Source organism: Streptomyces sp. NBC_01460 (genome assembly GCF_036227405.1).
GTDB lineage: Bacteria > Actinomycetota > Actinomycetes > Streptomycetales > Streptomycetaceae > Streptomyces.
In genome coordinates this window covers 3,365,091-3,385,810 of the sequence record NZ_CP109473.1, presented here as the reverse complement: position 1 = coordinate 3,385,810, position 20,720 = coordinate 3,365,091, and the positions used below count along the sequence as shown (strand labels likewise).

The 20,720-nt window shown below is 70.9% G+C and carries 18 protein-coding genes; 11 read left to right on the top strand and 7 right to left on the bottom strand.

Translation table 11 applies throughout. The features are described from left to right. Window positions 1-3 precede the first annotated feature (3 nt). Genes OG488_RS14945 through OG488_RS14930 form a run of 4 tightly spaced genes read right to left on the bottom strand, consistent with a single transcriptional unit; the run spans window position 4 to window position 4,154 of the window. Window positions 4-1,020, bottom strand: coding sequence for an AAA family ATPase (locus OG488_RS14945; protein WP_329229548.1), 1,017 nt, complete (start codon window positions 1,018-1,020; stop codon window positions 4-6). After that, on the bottom strand, window positions 1,017-2,252 hold the full coding sequence (locus OG488_RS14940; RefSeq protein ID WP_329229546.1) for a DUF4350 domain-containing protein: 1,236 nt from the start codon (window positions 2,250-2,252) through the stop codon (window positions 1,017-1,019). Before OG488_RS14940 ends, OG488_RS14945 begins: the two co-directional genes overlap by 4 nt. Further along, window positions 2,249-2,941: a DUF4129 domain-containing protein gene (locus tag OG488_RS14935; RefSeq protein ID WP_329229544.1), complete on the bottom strand. Its 693-nt coding sequence runs from the start codon at window positions 2,939-2,941 to the stop codon at window positions 2,249-2,251. Before OG488_RS14935 ends, OG488_RS14940 begins: the two co-directional genes overlap by 4 nt. A gap of 4 nt (window positions 2,942-2,945) precedes the next feature. Beyond that, window positions 2,946-4,154 carry a glycerophosphoryl diester phosphodiesterase membrane domain-containing protein gene (locus OG488_RS14930; protein ID WP_329229542.1) on the bottom strand — a complete coding sequence of 403 codons (1,209 nt, stop codon included), beginning with the start codon at window positions 4,152-4,154 and terminating at the stop codon, window positions 2,946-2,948. A gap of 140 nt (window positions 4,155-4,294) precedes the next feature. Here OG488_RS14930 and mtnA point away from each other — a divergent pair, with 140 nt between their 5' ends. The 8 genes from mtnA to OG488_RS14890 all read left to right on the top strand — a co-directional run bounded on the left by mtnA (window position 4,295) and on the right by OG488_RS14890 (window position 13,491). After that, window positions 4,295-5,440 (top strand): S-methyl-5-thioribose-1-phosphate isomerase, encoded by a 1,146-nt coding sequence (mtnA, locus tag OG488_RS14925; protein ID WP_329229541.1) that lies wholly within the window; start codon window positions 4,295-4,297, stop codon window positions 5,438-5,440. A 4-nt stretch (window positions 5,441-5,444) separates the two neighbouring features. Further along, on the top strand, window positions 5,445-6,134 hold the full coding sequence (gene mtrA / locus OG488_RS14920) for a two-component system response regulator MtrA (protein WP_187282414.1): 690 nt from the start codon (window positions 5,445-5,447) through the stop codon (window positions 6,132-6,134). A gap of 1 nt (window position 6,135) precedes the next feature. Further along, window positions 6,136-8,163 carry an MtrAB system histidine kinase MtrB gene (gene mtrB / locus OG488_RS14915; RefSeq protein WP_329229538.1) on the top strand — a complete coding sequence of 676 codons (2,028 nt, stop codon included), beginning with the start codon at window positions 6,136-6,138 and terminating at the stop codon, window positions 8,161-8,163. Beyond that, the gene (locus tag OG488_RS14910) at window positions 8,153-10,018 is read left to right on the top strand and encodes an LpqB family beta-propeller domain-containing protein (RefSeq protein ID WP_329229536.1); all 1,866 of its coding nucleotides are present in this window, start codon (window positions 8,153-8,155) and stop codon (window positions 10,016-10,018) included. Before mtrB ends, OG488_RS14910 begins: the two co-directional genes overlap by 11 nt. 114 nt (window positions 10,019-10,132) lie before the next feature. Next, window positions 10,133-10,861, top strand: coding sequence for a ComF family protein (locus OG488_RS14905; protein ID WP_329229534.1), 729 nt, complete (start codon window positions 10,133-10,135; stop codon window positions 10,859-10,861). Between the two features lie 329 nt (window positions 10,862-11,190). Then, window positions 11,191-11,880: a ribosome hibernation-promoting factor, HPF/YfiA family gene (gene hpf / locus OG488_RS14900; RefSeq protein ID WP_329229532.1), complete on the top strand. Its 690-nt coding sequence runs from the start codon at window positions 11,191-11,193 to the stop codon at window positions 11,878-11,880. Window positions 11,881-12,074: 194 nt separating this feature from the next. Then, window positions 12,075-12,827 (top strand): response regulator transcription factor, encoded by a 753-nt coding sequence (locus OG488_RS14895; protein WP_329229530.1) that lies wholly within the window; start codon window positions 12,075-12,077, stop codon window positions 12,825-12,827. A 64-nt stretch (window positions 12,828-12,891) separates the two neighbouring features. Next, entirely contained in the window at window positions 12,892-13,491 is a 600-nt protein-coding gene (locus OG488_RS14890) for a hypothetical protein (protein WP_329229528.1), read from the top strand. Between the two features lie 28 nt (window positions 13,492-13,519). Here OG488_RS14890 and OG488_RS14885 read toward each other — a convergent pair whose 3' ends face one another. Both OG488_RS14885 and OG488_RS14880 read right to left on the bottom strand, forming a co-directional pair. Next, the gene (locus OG488_RS14885) at window positions 13,520-14,695 is read right to left on the bottom strand and encodes a winged helix-turn-helix domain-containing protein (protein ID WP_329229526.1); all 1,176 of its coding nucleotides are present in this window, start codon (window positions 14,693-14,695) and stop codon (window positions 13,520-13,522) included. A 10-nt stretch (window positions 14,696-14,705) separates the two neighbouring features. Beyond that, complete coding sequence (locus tag OG488_RS14880) at window positions 14,706-15,296, bottom strand: GNAT family N-acetyltransferase (RefSeq protein WP_329229524.1); 591 nt, start codon at window positions 15,294-15,296, stop codon at window positions 14,706-14,708. A gap of 241 nt (window positions 15,297-15,537) precedes the next feature. On the opposite strand from OG488_RS14880, the gene secA reads away from it, so the two are divergent. After that, the gene (gene secA, locus OG488_RS14875) at window positions 15,538-18,351 is read left to right on the top strand and encodes a preprotein translocase subunit SecA (RefSeq protein WP_329229522.1); all 2,814 of its coding nucleotides are present in this window, start codon (window positions 15,538-15,540) and stop codon (window positions 18,349-18,351) included. Between the two features lie 243 nt (window positions 18,352-18,594). On the opposite strand, the gene OG488_RS14870 is transcribed toward secA, so the two are convergent. Beyond that, entirely contained in the window at window positions 18,595-19,011 is a 417-nt protein-coding gene (locus OG488_RS14870; protein ID WP_329229520.1) for an Rv3235 family protein, read from the bottom strand. Between the two features lie 279 nt (window positions 19,012-19,290). On the opposite strand from OG488_RS14870, the gene OG488_RS14865 reads away from it, so the two are divergent. Together OG488_RS14865 and OG488_RS14860 are read left to right on the top strand one after the other, a co-directional pair. After that, entirely contained in the window at window positions 19,291-19,797 is a 507-nt protein-coding gene (locus OG488_RS14865; protein WP_329229518.1) for a DUF6912 family protein, read from the top strand. Between the two features lie 46 nt (window positions 19,798-19,843). After that, window positions 19,844-20,515 carry an HAD family hydrolase gene (locus OG488_RS14860; protein WP_329229516.1) on the top strand — a complete coding sequence of 224 codons (672 nt, stop codon included), beginning with the start codon at window positions 19,844-19,846 and terminating at the stop codon, window positions 20,513-20,515. Window positions 20,516-20,720: the final 205 nt, after the last annotated feature.

Here is a 20,720-nt window from a genome sequence, read left to right as displayed (position 1 = left end):
GCCTCACCGGGGGACGGGGACGTGGGCGAGGACAGCGGTGATGACGGAGTCGGCGGTGACTCCCTCCATCTCCGCTTCGGGGCGCAGCTGTAGGCGATGACGGAGTGTGGGTAGAGCCAGGGCCTTCACGTCGTCCGGGATGACGTAGTCCCGGCCTGTGAGCCAGGCCCATGCCCGTGCGGTGGAGAGCAGTGCGGTGGCTCCTCGGGGGGAGGCGCCGAGGGTGAGCGAGGGGGATTCGCGCGTGGCACGGCAGATATCCACGACGTAGGCGGCGATCTCGGGTGAGACCGAGGTCTTGGCGACGGCGGCGCGGGCCGCTTCGAGGTCGGCGGGGCCGGCCACGGGCCGTATGCCCGCTGCCGCGAGATCGCGGGGGTTGAACCCGTCCGCGTGACGGGTGAGCACGTTGATCTCGTCCTCGCGTGAAGGGAGAGGCACCGTCAGCTTGAGCAGGAAGCGGTCCAGTTGGGCCTCGGGCAGCGGGTAGGTGCCCTCGTATTCGACCGGGTTCTGGGTGGCCGCTACCAGGAAGGGATCAGGCAGGGGCCGGGGGGACCCGTCGACGGTGACCTGGCGTTCCTCCATGGCCTCCAGGAGGGAGGACTGCGTCTTGGGAGGGGTGCGGTTGATCTCGTCGGCCAGCAGGAGGTTGGTGAAGACCGGCCCGGGCTGGAAGGAGAACTCGGCGGTGCGGGCGTCGTAGACGAGGGAGCCCGTCACATCGCTGGGCATCAGATCGGGGGTGAACTGAACGCGCTTGGTGTCGAGTTCGAGTGAGGCGGCGAGGGCGCGGACCAGGAGGGTCTTCGCGACTCCGGGGACGCCTTCGAGGAGGACATGGCCCCGGCAGAGGAGAGCGACGACCAGTCCGGTGACGGCTGGATCCTGGCCGACCACGGCCTTGGCGATCTCGGAACGCAGAGCTTCCAGGGATGCGCGGGCGCTGTCGGAGTGGGCGGGGATCACGGTCCCTGCGTCTGCCGCGGTCTCGGCGGTCTCCGGGGTCGGGGCGCTCATGACGTGCGTACCTCTCTTTCGAGGGCGTCGAGTTGATCGGTCAGAAGGACAAGTGCGGCGTCGTCGGCCGGGGCCGGGCCGAAGAGGAGAGCTCCGGGGTCGCCGCCAGAGGTGCTGAGGCGTGAGGCGACGGCGGGCAGGAGGATCGCGGGGGAGTGGGCGTCGCGGGGGGACACCCCGAGGAGGGGAGAGATGCGGGTCCGTGTGGCGGAGCGCAGTGCCGAGGCGGCGCGGTCACGGGCGTCGGCCTTGCGGTAGAGGCGGGCGCGTCCCTCGGTGGATTCGGAGGCGCGGATGGCCACCGGGAGCCGTTCGGTGACCAGGGGGCCGAGTCGGCGGGCGCGCCAGATGGCGGCAAGGACGGCTGCCAGTGCGAGTTGGGCGGTGCCCCAGAGCCAGCCCGAGGGGATGAGGCCGATGAAGTCGCTCTCTCCTCCGGCTTCGTCGTCACCGCTGCCGGCCCCGTTGTCCGTCCCCGTGCCGCCTTCGGCTGCGGAGGGATCGTCGAGCGAGGGGAGGTACCAGAGGAGATGCGGGTGGGAACCGAGGAGTTGCAGGCCCAGCGAGGCATTGCCCTGCTGGTCGAGGCGGTTGTTGTAGAGGAGGTCGGGGGAGCCGAGCAGCACGGTGTCAGCGCCGCGGCGGCCCGGCAGGACGAGGAGAGGGGCAAGCTCGTCGTCCTGGTAGCACGCGGTGGCGCCGGGCTCGGACGTGGCGTAGTGGATGCCGCCGAGGTCGCTGGCTCCCGCGGCGCGGGCCGCGGGGAGTACGCAGCGTGGAGGGCGGGCGGTCACGGGTCTGTGCGAGGCCTGGCGTACGCCGGGTGCGAGCCGGGGCACGGAGGTGCCGGCGGGTGCGATCAGGACGGTACGGCCCGCGGAGGTGGCGGTTGCCGCGTGGAGGCGGTGCTGTTGATGAGCCGTGAGGACGTTGGGGCCCGCGACGAGCAGGGTGGTGTCCGGTCCGATCGCCCCCGTGGCTTCGTCGAGGGTGGTGACGACGTCGACCGACACTCCGCGGTCCTCGAGGAGTTCGGCGACGGCCCTGCTGCCGTAGGGGTCCGCGGAGCGGGGGTCCAGCCTGCCGTGCTGCCCACCGGAGCGGACAGCGGCGAAGGCCACCCCTGCGACGACGAGGACGAGGGCGGCGAGCAGCAGCCCTCGGACGCGAAGCCAGACCTGGTGGGGGGTGCGGGCATCGGCCGTGGTGGGAGCGGCCGTGGTGGTGGTCATCCGGTGGCCTCCCGGTCCGTTCCGGTGGCCGGCAGGGGCCTGGCGGCCCCGAGGTCCAGGTCGAGCGTGGTCAGAGCGGCGTACGCGGCCTCGTCGGCGGTGCGGCCGCCGTATGTGACGTCGTCGAAGACGCGGGCGGCGGCGCGGAGCCGTCCGGCGTGTGCGGGCAGCAGCCGGCCTGCCTCGGCGGCAGCCTCGTCCGCGGTGCGGCCGGGGCGCGGGTCGAGGACGGCCCGGTCCTCGAGGGAGCGTACGAGGGCACGCATCCGTTCCTGGACGGCCTCCGTCCAGCGCCGGGCCTCGGCATGCGCGGTGGCCGCGGCGCGGTGGTCGGACGCGTTGCGGGTGGTGCTGTCGAAGAGCGTCTCCGGCGAACGGAGGGCGCGCTGCGGTGTGCCGAGTCTCCACCAGAGTGCGGCGAGCAGGCCGACGGCGGCCAGGACGAGCACGACGAGCCCGAGCGGGCCGCCGGGGGCTGCCCCGGCGGCCCCGGAGAAGAGGTCGCCGATCCAGTCCCAGAAGCGGTCGAGGCCGCGTTCGAGGAGGTTCGGATCGTGCTCGTGGTACATCGGGTCCGACAGTTCGTCCCGAGCCGCTTCACGTGCGGGGAGCCGTGGGGTGTCCACGGGTATGTCCTCGCTCGCCCGGATGAGCCGTACCGCAGCGGTGGTGCCCCCCACCCCCGTCACCGCATCAGCTCCTGGGGTTGTCGTAGCCGGGTACGCCCGCGGCCCGTGCGAGGTCGAGGTCGAGTGCCTCGCGGCGGATGCGCTGGTCGACGTAGAGCAGGGCCATCACTCCCGCGGTGAAGGGGTAGGCCAGCGTCGAGATGACCACTTCACCGATGCCCGTGATGATCAGGAACGGCCAGCCGAACTCCGTCGAGCTGCTGTTCAGGAACTCGCTCAGGCCGTCGCTGTCCACGGTCATGGCGATGATGCCGAACGGGATCGCGATGATCAAGGTCAGGATGATGACCAGCAGGTAGGTGAGCGCGAGGATGCCGAAGGTCCGCCACCAGCTGCCCTTGACCAGTTTGGCGGACCGGCGGAGTGCGGTCAGCACGGACTGTCGTTCCAGCATCAGCGCCGGTGCCGCGAGCATGAAGCGGATCATCAGCCAGAGAGCGACGCCGCAGGAGGCGAGGAAGCCGAGGACGGTCAACGCGAGCCCGCCGGCCCCGTCGCCCAGGGCCAGGCCCGGTACCAGTCCGGCCGCCATGATCGCGGCACTCATCAGGCTCAGCAGAAGGGTCAGGCCGAGCAGGGGCAGGAGCCGGGGGCGTGCCTCGGACCAGGCCTCGGAGAGCGTCACACCGCGGCCCAGGACGGAGCGGCTGATCACCACGGTGAGGACCGAGGTGGTGATCAAGGTGGCGATCATCGTGATGAGCGTGCTCGGGGCGCTGTTGAGCAGCTGCGACTGAGCGGAGTCGGTCGCCTGGCGGAGTGCCTCCGTGCCGGTCGCGTTCGGATCGATCGACTTCTGCTGGGGCAGGAGGTAGCGCTGCACGAGAATGATCGCGATCTCGGCGATCACGGACACGGTGAGGCTGATGCCGAGCACCGTGCGCCAGTGGGTGCGCATGGTGGACACCGCGCCGTCCAGGATTTCGCCGACTCCCAGGGGGCGGAGCGGGATCACGCCGGGCTTCGCGGCCATCGGTGCGTGGCCCCATCCGGGCCCCTGTGGCATGCCACCCCAGCCAGGAGCGGGCGGAGGTGCGCCCGGGCCGTTGCCGGGGGCGCTCGGCGGGGACCACTGCCCCGGAGGAGGCTGTGCAGGAGACCACTGTCCGGCTGCGCCGCCTCCGTCAACGGGCGAGGAGGGCCTGGGAATGCCCGTCTCCTGGCCGTCGGAGGGGGCGGATCCGGGCGAAGCCCAGCCCGGAGAGTCGTTCATCGTTGCTCCTTCACCGTCCTGTCCGCTCATCGGGGCGGCAGGTTGCCAGCCATCGTGCCACGCGCGGGTCCGGTGCGGACCGGGCGCTGTATCTCCTTCTTGCCTTCGTGCGCGAGCCGTTCAGCGGGCAGACTGGGCAGATGGCTGATCAGGACGCGCGAACGCCGGTGCATACCGGCCCTCCGGCTCTCTCCGTAATCCGCTGGGACGACCCGCCGGGGGGACCCGCGGTGGTGCTCCTCGACCAGACGCGGCTGCCCGCCGAGGAGGCGGAGCTGGTGTGCGGCGATGTGCCGGCTCTGGTGCGTGCGATCCAGGCACTGGCCGTGCGGGGTGCGCCTCTGCTGGGCATCGCCGGGGCGTACGGGGTGGCGCTGGCCGCCGCCCGGGGCGAGGACGTGGCCAGGGCCGCCGAGCTGCTGGAGCGGGCGCGGCCCACCGCGGTGAATCTCGGGTACGGGGCGCGGCGGGTGGCAGCCAGGTACCGGGCGGCGGTGGGGGGCGGCTCCGGCCCGGAGGCGGCTGCCGCGGCGGCCCTCGCCGAGGCGCGGGCTCTCCACGAGGAGGACGCGGCGGCCAGCGAGCGGATGGCGCAGTACGGTCTGGAGCTGCTGGCCGAACTCCTGCCCGGAGGCGGCCATCGGCTGCTCACCCACTGCAACACCGGCGCGCTGGTGTCCGGCGGTGCCGGGACGGCCTTCGCGGTGGCTCTGAGGGCACACCGGGAGGGGAGCCTGCGGCAGCTGTGGGTGGACGAGACCCGGCCGCTCCTCCAGGGCGCCCGTCTGACGGCGTTCGAGGCGCGGCGGCACGGGATGCCGTACACCCTGCTCACGGACAGCGCGGCGGGTTCGCTGTTTGCGGCGGGGGAGGTGGATGCCGTACTCATCGGGGCGGACCGCATCGCGGCGGACGGCTCGGTGGCCAACAAGGTGGGGAGCTATCCGCTGGCGGTGCTCGCGAAGTACCACCACGTGCCGTTCGTCGTCGTGGCGCCGACCACCACGGTCGATCCGAAAACGGTGGACGGTACATCCATCGTCGTGGAGCAGCGTTCCGCGGCGGAAGTGACGGAGCTCACATTCAGGCCGGGTGCTCCGGCCGGGGATGAGGGGGGCGGGACGGCTGTCGCACCCCCGGGAACCCAGGCGTACAACCCCGCATTCGACATCACGCCGCCCGAACTGGTCACGGCGATCGTCACGGAGGAGGGTGTGATTTCCCCGGTCACGGGGGTCGGACTGGCAGAGCTGTGTGCCAGGTCATCGCAGGTAACGATTAGCTAATGGGATGATGTCGTTTATGAAGGGACGCGTCCTTGTCGTCGACGACGACACCGCACTGGCCGAGATGCTCGGCATCGTGTTGCGTGGAGAAGGTTTCGAGCCGTCGTTCGTAGCGGACGGCGACAAGGCACTGGCCGCATTTCGTGAGGCCAAGCCGGACCTGGTGCTGCTGGACCTCATGCTGCCCGGACGGGACGGCATCGAGGTCTGCCGGCTGATCAGGGCCGAGTCAGGTGTGCCGATCGTCATGCTCACTGCCAAGAGCGACACGGTGGATGTGGTGGTGGGCCTGGAATCCGGGGCCGACGACTACATCGTCAAGCCGTTCAAACCGAAGGAGTTGGTCGCCCGGATCAGGGCACGTCTGCGGAGGTCCGAAGAGCCCGCGCCGGAGCAGCTGACCATCGGTGACCTGGTCATCGACGTGGCGGGCCACTCCGTGAAGCGGGAGGGGCAGTCGATCGCCCTCACCCCGCTGGAGTTCGACCTGCTGGTCGCTCTCGCCCGCAAGCCGTGGCAGGTGTTCACCCGCGAGGTGCTGCTCGAGCAGGTGTGGGGCTACCGCCACGCCGCGGACACCCGCCTGGTGAACGTCCACGTCCAGCGGCTTCGCTCGAAGGTGGAGAAGGACCCGGAGCGGCCGGAGATCGTCGTGACCGTCCGCGGTGTCGGTTACAAGGCCGGACCGAGCTGACATGACCCTGGGCAGCGCTGCTCCGCCACCCGGGGGGTCCGGGGTCCGTCCGGAGCGGGCTGCCGGTCCTGCACGGAGGGCCTCCCGGCTCGGCCGTGTGCTGCGGGGCGGCCGGTTGTTCCACGACCGGACGCCCGGCGGTCCCGTGCCTCGGCTCCTGATGCGGTGGATCCGTGGGCCGTTGCTGCCCGCTGTCCGGCTGTGGCGGCGGAACCTGCAGCTGCGCGTCGTGGCGGGAACGCTGTTGATGTCGATCGGCGTGGTGCTGCTCCTGGGCTTCGTCGTGATCGGGCAGGTGCGGAACGGCCTGCTCGAGGCGAAGGGGAAGGCCGCCCAGACACAGGCGGCCGGCGGCTTCGCGGCGGCCCAGGCGAACGCGAACGCGCCGCTGGTCCCCGGTGACCAGACCGAGGAGGGCGCCGACGGCATGACGGCCAACACCTCCTGGCGCACCGAGCTCGTCGACCAGCTCGCCAGCGGTGGGGCGAACGCCTTCAACGTGGTGGCGCTCAGTGACGACTCCATGGGGCAGGGCACCAGCCGGGCCCCGCGGGGCTCGGGCAGCGTGGAGGCATCGAGCATCCCGCAGAGGCTGAGGGACGACGTCGGCGAGGGCGCCGGCGCCTTCCAGACGTACTCGTTGATCCGGTACTCGTACGGCAAGGATCCCGAACCCGGGCTGGTCGTCGGCAAGCGGCTGTACGACGTGGACCACAATCCGTACGAGCTGTACTACCTCTTCCCGCTCACGCAGGAGGAGAAGTCGCTCACCCTGGTCACGACGACCCTGGCCACGGCGGGTCTGTTCGTGGTCGTGCTGCTCGGTGCCATCGCCTGGTTCGTGGTGCGTCAGGTCGTCACGCCCGTACGGATGGCGGCGGGGATCGCCGAGAGGCTCTCGGCGGGCCGTCTCCAGGAGCGGATGAAGGTCACCGGTGAGGACGACATCGCCCGCCTGGGCGAGGCCTTCAACAAGATGGCGCAGAACCTGCAGCTGAAGATCCAGCAGCTGGAGGAGCTCTCCCGCATGCAGCGGCGTTTCGTCTCGGACGTCAGCCATGAGCTGCGCACCCCGCTGACGACCGTGCGGATGGCGGCCGACGTCATCCACGAGGCCCGCGTCGACTTCGACCCCGTCACGGCCCGTTCCGCGGAGCTGCTGGGCGACCAGCTCGACCGCTTCGAGTCGCTGCTGTCCGACCTGCTGGAGATCAGCAGGTTCGACGCGGGGGCCGCGGCGCTGGAGGCCGAGCCGATAGATCTGCGCACGGTCGTCCGGCGGGTGATCGGCGGTGCCGAGCCCCTCGCGGAGCGCAAGGGCACCCGGATCCGGGTGGTGGGTGACGAACAGCCCGTGGTCGCGGAGGCAGACGCGCGCCGTGTCGAGCGGGTCCTGCGCAATCTCGTCGTCAACGCCGTCGAGCACGGCGAGGGCCGGGACGTCATCGTGTACATGGGCGTCGCCCAGGGCGCGGTGGCCGTCGCGGTCAGGGACTACGGAGTGGGACTCAAGCCGGGCGAGGCGACCCGGGTCTTCAACCGCTTCTGGCGGGCGGATCCGGCCCGCGCCCGTACCACCGGTGGCACCGGCCTCGGGCTGTCGATCGCCGTCGAGGACGCCCGGCTGCACGGCGGCTGGCTGCAGGCCTGGGGCGAGCCCGGTGGCGGCTCGCAGTTCCGGCTGACACTGCCGCGTACGGCTGACGAGCCGCTGCGCGGGTCGCCGATACCGCTGGAGCCGGAGGACTCCCGGCGCAACCGGGAGGACCGCGAGCGTGCCGAGGCGGCGCCGGCGGCCGACAGCCGGCGGACGTCCGTGCCGAACCAGGGCGGTTCCACGGCGCGCCCGCACCTGACGGTGCCGGCCCACGGCCATGCGGCGGCGCGTACACCGGCATCGGTCCATCCGGCGGCGCTGCCGGGCAACGGAGCACGTGTGGTGTCGCGTCCGGCCGGGGACCGGCCCGGCGGGGGCGCCGAACCGGAGACGCAGGATCCACAGCAGGAGGACACGACTCGTGGACACTGAACGCCGTCGGGGCGGCCATGGCCGGGCGGTGCGGTTGTCCGCGCTGATCGGCTGCGGCGCCGTGGTGCTCGCCGGGTGCGGTGCGATGCCGGTCACCGGCGACGTGAAGCCGGTCGACGCCTCGCAGCCGGGTGATTCGCAGGTGCAGGTGTACGCCGTTCCTCCGAGGGAGGGCGCCGCTCCCATCGAGGTCGTCGACGGGTTCCTGGAGTCCATGACGAGCGACGACCCCGACTTCCGGACGACGCGTAAGTATCTGACCGCGGAGGCCGCGCGCACCTGGCAGCCGAGCGAGGGCACCACGGTGCTCGCGAAGGCGCCCAACCGCAACGGACCCACGATCCACGACAAGGAACGCAGGTCCGCGGAGACCACCTACACGCTGACCGGGGAACAGGTGGCGGCGGTCGACGCGCAGAGCTCCTACCGGCCGCTGGCTCCGGCGGAGTACTCCCAGTCGCTTCACCTGGTCAAGGAGAAGGGGGCGGACGGCAAGCCGGAGTGGCGCATCGACATCGTGCCGGACGGGCTGGTGCTCGGACAGTCAGACTTCAAGCGTCTCTACCGCCCCGTGAACAAGTACTACTTCGCCGCGGGGCGCGCGGGCGACGCTGCCGCGCTGGTCACCGACCCCGTCTACGTCCGGAACCGCACGGATCCCGTGACGCGGATGGACACGGCCACCCAGACGGTACGGACGCTGCTGGAGGGCCCGTCGGACTGGCTGCGGCCGGTGGTGGATTCGCGCTTCCCCGCCGGTACGGCGCTGAGGCGAGGGGTCACCTCCCTGGCGACGGACGACCAGAACGTCCTGAAGGTGCCGCTCAACAAGAAGGCCGACCAGGTGGGGCAGGACGCCTGCCGGATGATGGCGGCCCAGGTGCTCTTCACCTTGCGGGACCTGACGTCCGCCCGGGTGGGACAGGTCGAGCTGCAGGGCGCGCACGGCCCGCTGTGCTCGCTCGGGGCCGACGAGGCCGAGGAGTTCGCCTCGGACAACGGTTCCGCCGGTCCCGACAGCCAGTACTTCGTCGACGACAAGGGGCATGTGCAGCGCCTCTCCGGCAGCGGCAAGGGCAGCTGGGAACCGGAACCGGTGATCGGCCCGCTGGGCGGTGGGGCGGTGGCCATGAGCGCCGTGGGAGTGGCCCGGGACGAAACGCAGGCCGCCGCGGTCTCGGCGAACCAGCAGCAGCTGTACGTCTCCTCCCTCACCGAGGAGAGCGAGCTGGCCCCGCCCGTGGTGACCAGCCGCGCGAAGAAGGCCTCGGACCGGCTGTCCACGCCGAGCTGGGACGGCAGGGGCGATCTGTGGGTCGCCGACCGTGACCCGGCGGATCCCAGGCTGCTGCGTCTCGTGGGCGGGGCGGGGGAGCCGCAGGAGGTCGCGGTACCCGGTCTGGACGGCGGGCGGATCGAGGGGCTGCGGATGTCGGCCGACGGGGTCCGGATCGCCCTGCAGGTGTTCAAGGACGGGCACACGACGCTGAACATCGGCCGGGTCGAGCGTCACGGCTCGGGCGAGGCCGAGCAGGTCTCCGTCGAGGATCTGCGCCAGGCCGCACCGCAGCTCGCCGATGTGACCGCTGTGTCCTGGTCCGGCCGCAGCCGGCTCGTGGTGGTCGGCAAGGAGGAGGGCGGTGTGCAGCAGGTGCGTTACGTGCAGGCCGACGGATCGACGTCGTCCTCCGGAGTCCTGCCGGGTGTGAACCAGGTGACGGCGGTCGCGGCCGCCGATGACGAGCAACTGCCGCTGATGGCGGACACCGAGAGCGACGGGATAGTGAAGCTGTCGCCGGGGGACAACTGGCAGACGGTCCTCAAGGAGGGCTCCTCCCTGGTCTACCCGGGCTGAGCGGGGCTTCCGCGCGGATGCCGCCAGGGGGTCCGCCGCGGGGCGTGCCCGGTTGTCCACAGGGTGTTTTCCACAGGGGTGGCCGAGTGTCCGCGGCCCCGGCACAGTGGGGCTGTGCGGAGTTGGTGGCAGGAGATCGTGGGACTGGTGCTGCCGGTGGCCTGCGGAGGCTGCGGCAGGCCGCGGACGGAGCTGTGCGAGGAGTGCGCCGCCGCGCTGGCGGCCGTGCCGCGGAGAGTGAGACCGGCGCCCGAGCCGGCGGGCCTCCCTGTGGTCCACGCGGCGGCCCCGTACGAGAACGCCGTACGCGCGACGCTGCTGGCCCACAAGGAACGAGGGGTACTCGGCCTGGCCGGGGCGCTCGGCGGGGCGCTGGCGGCCGCTGTGCGGGCCGGAGCGGGGCATGAGGGGGACGAGGGGCCGCTGCTGCTGGTTCCCGTCCCGTCGTCACGGCGGGCCACGGCGGGACGCGGCCACGACCCGGCGCGCAGGATCGCGGTCGCGGCCACGGCCGAGCTCCGGCGCGGGGGCACGGCGGCCAGGGTGTTCGCGGTGCTGGGGCAGCGGCGTGCCGTGGCCGATCAGGCAGGGCTGAAGGCCGGGGAACGCCACGCGAACCTCGCGGGCGCGCTGGCCGTGGCCGACGGTGGCCGGAGGCTGCTCCGGGGTGCCCGGGTGGTGCTGGTGGACGACGTGCTGACGACCGGGTCCTCGCTGGCGGAGGCGGCCCGCGCGGTGCGCGCCGTGCGTGCCTCGGGCCGTGCCGACAGCGGCACGGCGGAGCCTCTTCGCGCAGCGGTTGTCGCAGCTTCTCCGTCTGCTTTCGAAATAAACCGGAACTGACAGAAAACTTGCATCGTTGCAGGTAGTGAGTGGGTAAAGCGTCCCGATCGGAGGTACGCGTGAGTAGCGGGTGCCGACACAGTGGTGGGCAGGCTATGTTCGGTTGTGAGGGACGGTGAATTCCGTACCTCGACGAATGCGCCACCAGGTTTCGGGCAGGTAACTCACCAGTACGCCAGAAGCATGGAAATCGGTGGGATGGAGACCCTGCCGACGGGGGAGGAGGAGGTGACAGCCACCGAGTCCGCGGCTCCGGCGATCACCGGAGCCTGGTGCAAAAGGGAGATGCTCCGCCGCCGAAGCGGAGCGATCCGGGAACGGAGTTCTGCGTGGACATCGTCGTCAAGGGCCGCAAGACCGAGGTGCCCGAGCGGTTCCGCAAGCACGTGGCCGAGAAGCTGAAGCTGGACAAGATCCAGAAGTTCGACGGCAAGGTGATCAGCCTCGACGTCGAGGTGTCCAAGGAGCCGAATCCCCGTCAGGCCGACCGTGCGGCAAGGGTGGAGATCACGCTCCGCTCGCGTGGGCCGGTCATCCGGGCGGAAGCGGCGGCAGGCGACCCGTACGCAGCGCTGGACCTGGCCACCGACAAGCTCGACACGCAGCTGCGCAAGGAGCACGACAAGCGCTACAGCAGGCGTGGCAGCGGCCGGCTGTCCGCGGCCGAGGTCGGGGAGGTCGTGCCGGACGCGGCCTCGTTCAACGGGGACGGCGAACTGATCCCCGACGAGCCGGCGCCCGCCGTGCCCACCACGAAGATCGGCTCGCTCGAGGTACAGGGCGAAGGACCGCTCGTGATGCGCGAGAAGACGCACGTCGCCGCACCGATGACGCTCGACCAGGCGCTCTACGAGATGGAGCTGGTCGGTCACGACTTCTATCTGTTCGTCGACTCCGAGACCAAGGAGCCCAGTGTCGTCTACCGGCGGCACGCCTACGACTACGGTGTCATCCACCTGAGGACCGACCCGCTGGCCTCCGACGAGGCGGGCGGCGCGGGCGGTGCGCTCGGCGGCTGACACCACCACTCACAGCCGATACGTGGTGCCCCCGGACGCGCGCGGACGCGTCCGGGGGCACCACGTGCGACCGCGGGGGCACCGCTTCGGCGGCCAGGCATGAAAGCATGGCGTCCCAGGCCAATCGGTGCTCTGTGCACTGGCGTTGGCGGACCGCCTGTGACCGCAGGCAGTGGCCTTCAGGGGGAGGAACGATGGCGGACACCTTCGGACCCGTGCGCGGGACGAACGATGCCGACAGCGCTCGCGGTGCGGATTCCGTTGCGGACGACGGTGGTTCCCGCAAGGAGCCCATCAGGGTTCTCGTGGTGGACGACCACGCGCTCTTTCGCAGAGGCCTGGAGATCGTCCTCGCGCAGGAGGAGGACATCCTGGTCGTCGGGGAGGCGGGGGACGGGGCGGAGGCGGTCGACAAGGCCGCCGATCTGCTGCCCGACATCGTGCTGATGGACGTGCGGATGCCCAAGCGCGGCGGAATCGAGGCCTGCACCTCCATCAAGGAGGTGGCCCCCAGCGCGAAGATCATCATGCTGACGATCAGCGACGAGGAGGCCGACCTCTACGAGGCGATCAAGGCGGGCGCCACCGGCTACCTCCTCAAGGAGATCTCCACCGACGAGGTGGCCACCGCCATTCGCGCCGTCGCGGACGGACAGTCCCAGATCAGCCCGTCGATGGCCTCCAAACTGCTCACCGAGTTCAAGTCGATGATCCAGCGCACCGACGAGCGCCGGCTCGTCCCCGCGCCGCGACTCACCGAACGGGAGCTGGAAGTGCTCAAGCTCGTGGCCACCGGCATGAACAACCGCGATATCGCCAAGGAATTGTTCATCTCCGAGAACACGGTGAAGAACCACGTCCGCAATATCCTGGAGAAGCTCCAGCTGCACTCCCGGATGGAAGCCGTGGTCTATGCCATGCGGGAGAAGATCCTCGAGATCCGGTAGCGCGGCGGACGTCGGCATCCTGCCTGAAGAGCTGGGACGACCTGACCGGAAAGGGCGGGGGCCGGTGGGGGCGACCACGATCAGCAGCGGGGAGCGTGCCCGTGCGGTGGTGCGGGCACGCAGGGGATCGGGCCTGGTGGTGGCGTTCCTTCTGCTGCCGTGCGGCGGCTACGCCTTGGCCAGGGCGGGGATGCTCCCCGAAGGCACACCCCTTGCGCTCGGTCTGCTGTCCTTGATCGGCTTCGTGCTTCTGCCCGCACTGTGCGAGGAGCTGGCCCCGTTCCGGCACTCGTCGTCGCACCTGACCGCGCGCACCCTGACCGGAGAGCGGTCCGTCGACCTCGACCGGCTCACCACCGTCCGGCTGGTGACGACCTTCTCGTACGGCGGTGCGCACCGGTTGCTGCTGGTGCGTGACGCCCATGGCGTACGCCTGGGGGTCACGACCCGGAGGAGCGTCAAGAAGCTGCGCCGGGCGGTCGAGAAGGCGGAAGTGAACGCCGCCCGAGGGATCCCCGCGCCCCGGGTGAGCCGGGCGGCCCGGGTGCATCTGGGCCTCGCCCCGGGGCACGGGCTGATCGGGCACACGGTCCTCGGCTTCCTGCTGCAGGCGGTGTCCGTGAGCCTGTACGTGAGTGCCGTACTCCGGCTCAGCGGGCAGTAGGCCCGGCCGGACCGGAGCGCGGGGTGCCTCAGGTGAGGGCGTGGGCGATCTCCGCCATCAGCGGCTCGCGCAGCTCCGGTGCGTCGACCCGCTCCAGCCGCACATCGGTGCAGCCGACCCAGGAGGCCGCCTCCACGAGGGCCCCGGCCATCGGAGCCACCGCCGTCGCGCCGTCGAGCGACACCTGGCGGGCGACCAGAGTGGTCCCCTCCCTGCCCGGGTCGACCCGGCCCCGCAGCCTGCCGCCCGCCAGCAGGGGCATCGCGAAGTAGCCGTGGATCCGCTTGGGCCGGGGCACGTACGCCTCCAGGCGATGGGTGAAGCCGAAGATCCGCTCCGTGCGCGCCCGCTCCCAGATCAGTGAGTCGAACGGTGACAACAGCGTCGTGCGGTGTCGCCCGCGCGGCTCCGAGGCCAGGGCCTCGGGGTCTGCCCACGCCTGCTTCGCCCAGCCCCGGACCGACACCGGAACGAGCCCGGAGTCCGCCACGACGGCGTCGAACTGCTCGCCCTTGAGCCGGTGGTAGTCGGCGATGTCCGCCCGGGTGCCGACTCCCAGTGACCTCCCCGCCAGGGCGACCAGCCGGCGCAGGCACTCCGCGTCGTCCAGGTCGTCGTGGAGCAGGGCGTCAGGGATCGCCCGCTCGGCCAGGTCGTAGACCCGCTTCCAGCCGCGCCGCTCGGTGCACACCACCTCGCCGTACATCAGGGCCCGCTCGACGGCGACCTTGGAGGCGGACCAGTCCCACCACTCGCCGCCGTTCTTCGCGCCGCCCAGCTCGGTGGCCGTCAGCGGGCCCTCGGTGCGCAGCTGCTTGATCACCGTCTCGTACGCCCCGTCGGGCAGGTCGTGGTGCCAGTGCGGCCGGGAGCGGTAGGCGCGGCGGCGGAACGCGAAGTGCGGCCACTCCTCGACCGGGAGGATGCAGGCGGCATGCGACCAGTACTCGAACGAGCGGCCGCCCGACCAGTAGGCCTCGTCGACCGTGCGGCGGCCGAGCGCGCCGAGACGCGCGTACGGCACGAGCTCGTGGGACCTGGCCAGGACGGAGATGGTGTCGAGCTGGACCGCGCCGAGGCGGCGCAGCACTCCGTGGACCCCGCCCCGGCGGTCCGGGGCGCCCAGGAGGCCCTGGGCGCGCAGGGCGATCCGGCGTGCCTGGTCGGCGGAGAGTTCCAGAACGGGCTGCGGCACAGACGTCATGCGTCGAACCCTAGAGCGCGCCACTGACATCGGGGGCCGGCCGATGGGGGTGGGTGCCGGGCAGACCCAGGTCGGCCGGGAGCAGCGCGCCGCTCCAGCTGTCACGCCGTATCCCCTTGTTGAACAGCGCCGACCGCTGCTCACCCTCCATGCGGAAGCCGGCACGCAGGGCGACCGCCCGGGACGGCGTGTTGCCGATCTCCGCCCGCCACTCCAGGCGGTCCGCGGCGAGGCCGGTGAACGCCCAGTGGGCGGCCGAGAGCACCGCCTCCGTCGTGTAGCCCGAGCCGCGGTGCTCCTTCGCCGTCCAGAAGCCGATCTCGTAGGTGCCGGGAAGTGCGCAGCGGTTGACGCCGAGGGCGCCGACGAGCGGTCCGCCGTCGCGCAGCAGCACCGCGAAGTTGTACATCGTGTCGTCCTGCCAGCCCGAGGGTGACAGCTTCGCGGTGAAGAGCTCCGCGTCGGCACGGGTGTACGGGGACGGGACAACTGTCCAGCGCTGGATCTCGGGATCCTGGCAGGCGGTGTAGGCCGCCTCGGCGTCCTCGGGCGCGAAGGGCCGCATGAGCAGGCGTTCCGTGGTCAGGGTGGCGGGTTCCATGGGGGAATTCTGGTGATGCGGAGCGTGGGATGCGAGCACTTTTCGGTGCTTCCCGGCACCTTCCGTCCCTCCCGGCCGTTGTCCTGGAAGGGTGCGGCGGGGAGAACGCGGCAGCAGCCCTCCCGGCGTGGCGGGGTCCTCGCTTACGATGGCCGTTGCGGTGGGGCCCACCTGCCGTGCCCGCGCCAGAGTCCATCACACGACCCAGTGCCAGGCCCGACCGGCAAGGAGACCAGCCTCAGTGTCCGTCTTCAACAAGCTCATGCGTGCAGGCGAAGGCAAGATCCTGCGCAAACTGCACCGCATCGCGGACCAGGTCAGCTCCATCGAAGAGGACTTCGTCAACCTCTCCGACGCCGAGCTGCGGGCGCTCACCGACGAGTACAAGGAACGGTACGCGGACGGCGAGAGCCTGGACGACCTGCTTCCCGAAGCATTCGCGACCGTCCGTGAGGCCGCGAAGCGCGTCCTCGGACAGCGCCACTACGACGTCCAGATGATGGGCGGTGCCGCCCTGCACCTCGGCTACGTCGCCGAGATGAAGACCGGCGAGGGCAAGACGCTCGTCGGCACCCTGCCCGCGTATCTCAACGCGCTCTCCGGCAAGGGTGTGCACCTGATCACGGTCAACGACTACCTGGCCGAGCGCGACTCCGAGATGATGGGCCGGGTGCACAAGTTCCTCGGCCTCGAGGTCGGCTGCATCATCGCCAACATGACTCCGGCCCAGCGCCGTGAGCAGTACGCCTGCGACATCACGTACGGCACGAACAACGAGTTCGGGTTCGACTACCTCCGCGACAACATGGCGTGGTCCCAGGAGGAGCTCGTCCAGCGCGGCCACAACTTCGCCATCGTCGACGAGGTCGACTCGATCCTCGTCGACGAGGCCCGTACGCCGCTGATCATCTCCGGTCCGGCGGACCAGGCCACCAAGTGGTACGGCGACTTCGCCAAGCTGGTCACGCGTCTCACCAGGGGTGAGGCGGGCAACCCGCTGAAGGGCATCGAGGAGACCGGCGACTACGAGGTCGACGAGAAGAAGCGGACCGTGGCCATCCACGAGCCCGGTGTCGCCAAGGTCGAGGACTGGCTGGGGATCGACAACCTCTACGAGTCGGTGAACACCCCGCTCGTCGGTTACCTCAACAACGCGATCAAGGCCAAGGAACTCTTCAAGAAGGACAAGGACTACGTCGTCATCGACGGCGAAGTCATGATCGTCGACGAGCACACCGGCCGTATCCTCGCCGGCCGCCGTTACAACGAGGGCATGCACCAGGCCATCGAGGCGAAGGAAGGGGTGGACATCAAGGACGAGAACCAGACGCTCGCCACGATCACCCTGCAGAACTTCTTCCGCCTGTACGGCAAGCTCTCCGGCATGACCGGTACGGCGATGACCGAGGCGGCGGAGTTCCACCAGATCTACAAGCTCGGCGTCGTGCCGATCCCGACGAACCGGCCGATGGTCCGCGCCGACCAGTCGGACCTGATCTACCGCACCGAGGTCGCGAAGTTCGCCGCGGTCGTCGACGACATCGCCGAGAAGCACGAGAAGGGGCAGCCGATCCTGGTCGGCACGACCTCCGTCGAGAAGTCCGAGTACCTCTCGCAGCAGCTCTCGAAGCGCGGTGTCCAGCACGAGGTCCTCAACGCCAAGCAGCACGACCGTGAGGCGACGATCGTCGCCCAGGCCGGGCGCAAGGGCGCGGTCACGGTCGCCACGAACATGGCCGGCCGAGGCACGGACATCAAGCTCGGCGGCAACCCGGACGACCTCGCCGAGGCGGAGCTGCGCCAGCGCGGTCTCGACCCCGTGGAGCACGTCGAGCAGTGGGCAGCCGCCCTGCCCGCCGCGCTGGAGAAGGCCGAGCACGCCGTGAAGGCGGAGTTCGAAGAGGTCAAGGAGCTCGGCGGGCTGTACGTGCTGGGCACCGAGCGGCACGAGTCGCGGCGCATCGACAACCAGCTGCGCGGTCGTTCCGGCCGCCAGGGCGACCCGGGCGAGTCCCGGTTCTACCTGTCGCTGGGTGACGACCTGATGCGCCTGTTCAAGGCCCAGATGGTCGAGCGCGTCATGTCGATGGCGAACGTCCCCGACGACGTCCCCATCGAGAACAAGATGGTGACCCGGGCGATCGCCTCCGCGCAGTCGCAGGTGGAGCAGCAGAACTTCGAGACGCGTAAGAACGTCCTGAAGTACGACGAGGTGCTCAACCGGCAGCGTGAGGTCATCTACGGCGAGCGCCGCCGCGTCCTGGAGGGCGAGGACCTCCAGGACCAGATCCGCCACTTCATGGACGACACGATCGACGACTACATCCGCCAGGAGACGGCGGAGGGCTTCGCCGAGGAGTGGGACCTCGACCGGCTGTGGGGCGCGTTCAAGCAGCTCTACCCGGTGAAGGTCACGGTCGAGGAGCTCGAGGAGGCCGCGGGCGACCTGGCCGGTGTGACCGCGGACTTCATCGCCGAGTCGGTCAAGGACGACATCCACGAGCAGTACGCGGAGCGTGAGAAGACGCTCGGCTCGGACATCATGCGTGAGCTGGAGCGGCGCGTGGTGCTGTCCGTCCTGGACCGCAAGTGGCGTGAGCACCTCTACGAGATGGACTACCTCCAGGAAGGCATCGGCCTGCGGGCCATGGCGCAGAAGGACCCGCTGGTCGAGTACCAGCGCGAGGGCTTCGACATGTTCAACGCCATGATGGAGGGCATCAAGGAGGAGTCCGTCGGCTACCTGTTCAACCTGGAGGTCCAGGTCGAGCAGCAGGTCGAGGAGGTCCCGGTGCAGGAGGGCACGTCCCTCGAGAAGCAGGACGCGCCGGTGGCCGCCGGTGCGGGCCGGCCCGAGATCCGCGCCAAGGGCCTGGACGCGCCGCAGCGTCCGGACCGGCTGCACTTCTCCGCTCCCACGGTGGACGGCGAGGGCGGCGTCGTCGAGGGCGACTTCGCCAACGACGACGGTGCCCGGTCCGAGGGCGACGGGATGACGCGTGCGGAGCGCCGTAAGGCGCAGAAGAGCACGGGTGGCCGCCGCCGCAAGAAGTAGCGCGAGGCAGAAGGACGGTCGGCCTGGCCCGGACACCGCTCGGTGTCCGGGCCAGGCCGTTTTGCCGGGCCCCTCCGGGCCCGCGGCGGGGCGGCGGGCACCGAGGGACGGGCAGGGTGTCCGCGGGCCGCTGGAGCCTCTGTGCGGCTTCGGCGGCCATGCCCTCGATCGCCGCCGCGCGTTCCGGCGGGACCGGCAGTGGCCCCGCCGCGTTCCTGTGGGACCGGCAGCGGCGCGGCCCCGCTATCTGACCGCGGTGAGGCGTTCGCCTCCCAGATCGATCGCGGCGCACCGCCAGCGGAGGTCGGGGCCCTGTTCCAGGCGGAAGGCCATGGCGCGGACCTGCTCGCCCGTGGCGATGCTGGCGAAGGCCTCGACCACGCCGGTGGCCGGCCGGCTGCCGTGGCAGGTGCGTACGACCGGGCGCCTGGAGCCCGCGCCGAGAGGGGTGTCCGGGGCGAGTTCGGCGAGCTGGTCGTAGGCCTCGCCGATCGTGTGGCCGAGCATCCAGTGCACCGGGCGCTGGCCGCTGAGCACCGCGAGCAGGCGTTCGGCGAACCACTGGTGCGGCCGCAGCGGCCTCCGGGGCCGTTGCGGCGGTACGGTGCCCGGCCTGGTGCGGTCGCGTCGGCCGGCCGGCCTCGTCCTGTCCGTGCTCATGCTCATAGCCCCCGTGGCTGATGTCCGGAGCCCGGCGAGTACCGGGCGGTAACTTCTGCTGGGGATCTTCTACGGGGCCGGTCGCGGGCCCCGCAAGCGGCGGGCGGGTCCGGCCGGGCGGCGGGCGAGATCACCTATCCGGGTGGCGGGCCCCGTGCCGCAAGGGAGGGGCGGGGGTGACGGCCGTCGCGGGGTGGACGGCCGGGGGCGGATCGTCGACCCCGATGGGGGACGTCGCACGTATCCTGAGGGCGTCATCGACTACGAAAGCGGTCAGCCATGCGTGTGTACGTCCCTCTGACCCTCTCCGGTCTCGCCGCGGTGCACGCGGCGGGCGAGGTCGGACCGGGGCCGCTCACCGCCTACGCCGTCACGCCCGGCCTGCGTGAGTGGTACGTCTCCGACGACATCGAGGAGCTGGAGTACGCGGCGCTCAACCGGGCGGCCTCCGCGTCGCTGAGGCTGATCGCGGGCAGGCCGGACGAGACGCGCCGCCGGGTCGTCGTCGCCCTCGACGTGCCGGACGGGGCGGCCGTCGCCGATCCGGACCGGATCCTGGACGCGTCCTCACTCGGCGAGGTGCGGATCACTGACGCGGTGGCGCTCGCGAAGGCCGCGGCCGTGCACGTGGACGCGGACGACGCCGAGAAGGACGTCACCGAGGCGGCGGCCGCGCTGGGGGCGGCGGACGCCGGTGACGACGACGCCCAGTTCACCGTGGACGGCGCGGAGGACCACGAGCTCCTGTGGTTCGGCATCCAGGAGATCCCGGGCCTGATCGGCTGAACCCGTGCCCGGGTGACTGTCGTACCGGACGGGTATTTTTCTCTCCATGGCGACATCGGGGAAGCACCGCACCCATCTGGTCTGGGACTGGAACGGCACACTGCTCGACGACATCTCCGCGGTCCTCGGCGCGACGAACGCCGCCTTCGCGGAGGTCGACCTGGCGCCGCTCACGCTGGAGCAGTACCGCGAGACGTACTGCGTGCCGATACCCAAGTTCTACGAGCGGCTCATGGGCAGGCTCCCCACGCCCGCCGAGTGGGAGCGGATGGACGGCCTCTTCCACCGCCACTACACCGAACAGCGGGCGGCCTGCGGACTGACCGAGGGCGTCGAGGAACTGCTGGGCCGGTGGAGCACCGGCGGCCGCAGTCAGTCGATCCTGAGCATGTACGGCCACGAGCACCTGGTCCCGGTGGTGCGCGGATACGGCATCGAGCGCCATTTCGTCCGGGTCGACGGGCGTACCGGCCCCTCCGGCGGCAGCAAGGCGCAGCACATGGCGCGCCACTTCGAGGTGCTCGGAGGCATCGCCCCCGAATCCGCGGTGGTCATCGGTGACGCGGTGGACGACGCCGTGGCGGCCGCCCACGTGGGTGCGCGCGCCGTGCTCTACACCGGTGGTTCGCACAGCCGCGGCAGCCTGGAGGCGGCGGGTGTGCCCGTGGTCGACACCCTGGCCGAAGCGGTCGCGCTGGCCGAACTGATGGCTGACTGACTCCTGGGCCGGGCGGCCGCCGAGTGCCTCTGCCCGGGTGTGTGTCCTTACGTGCGGGAACGATCCTGTGCGATGTCCAGAGTGTCAAAGTTCGAGGCCTTCTTTTGTACATATGCGGCTCATGACGGTTGTGGGTGCAGGGGGGATAGCCTGGTGCGGTGATCAGCGCGATACGCCTCGGGGGCAGCGAAGCCCCCGGCCTGCG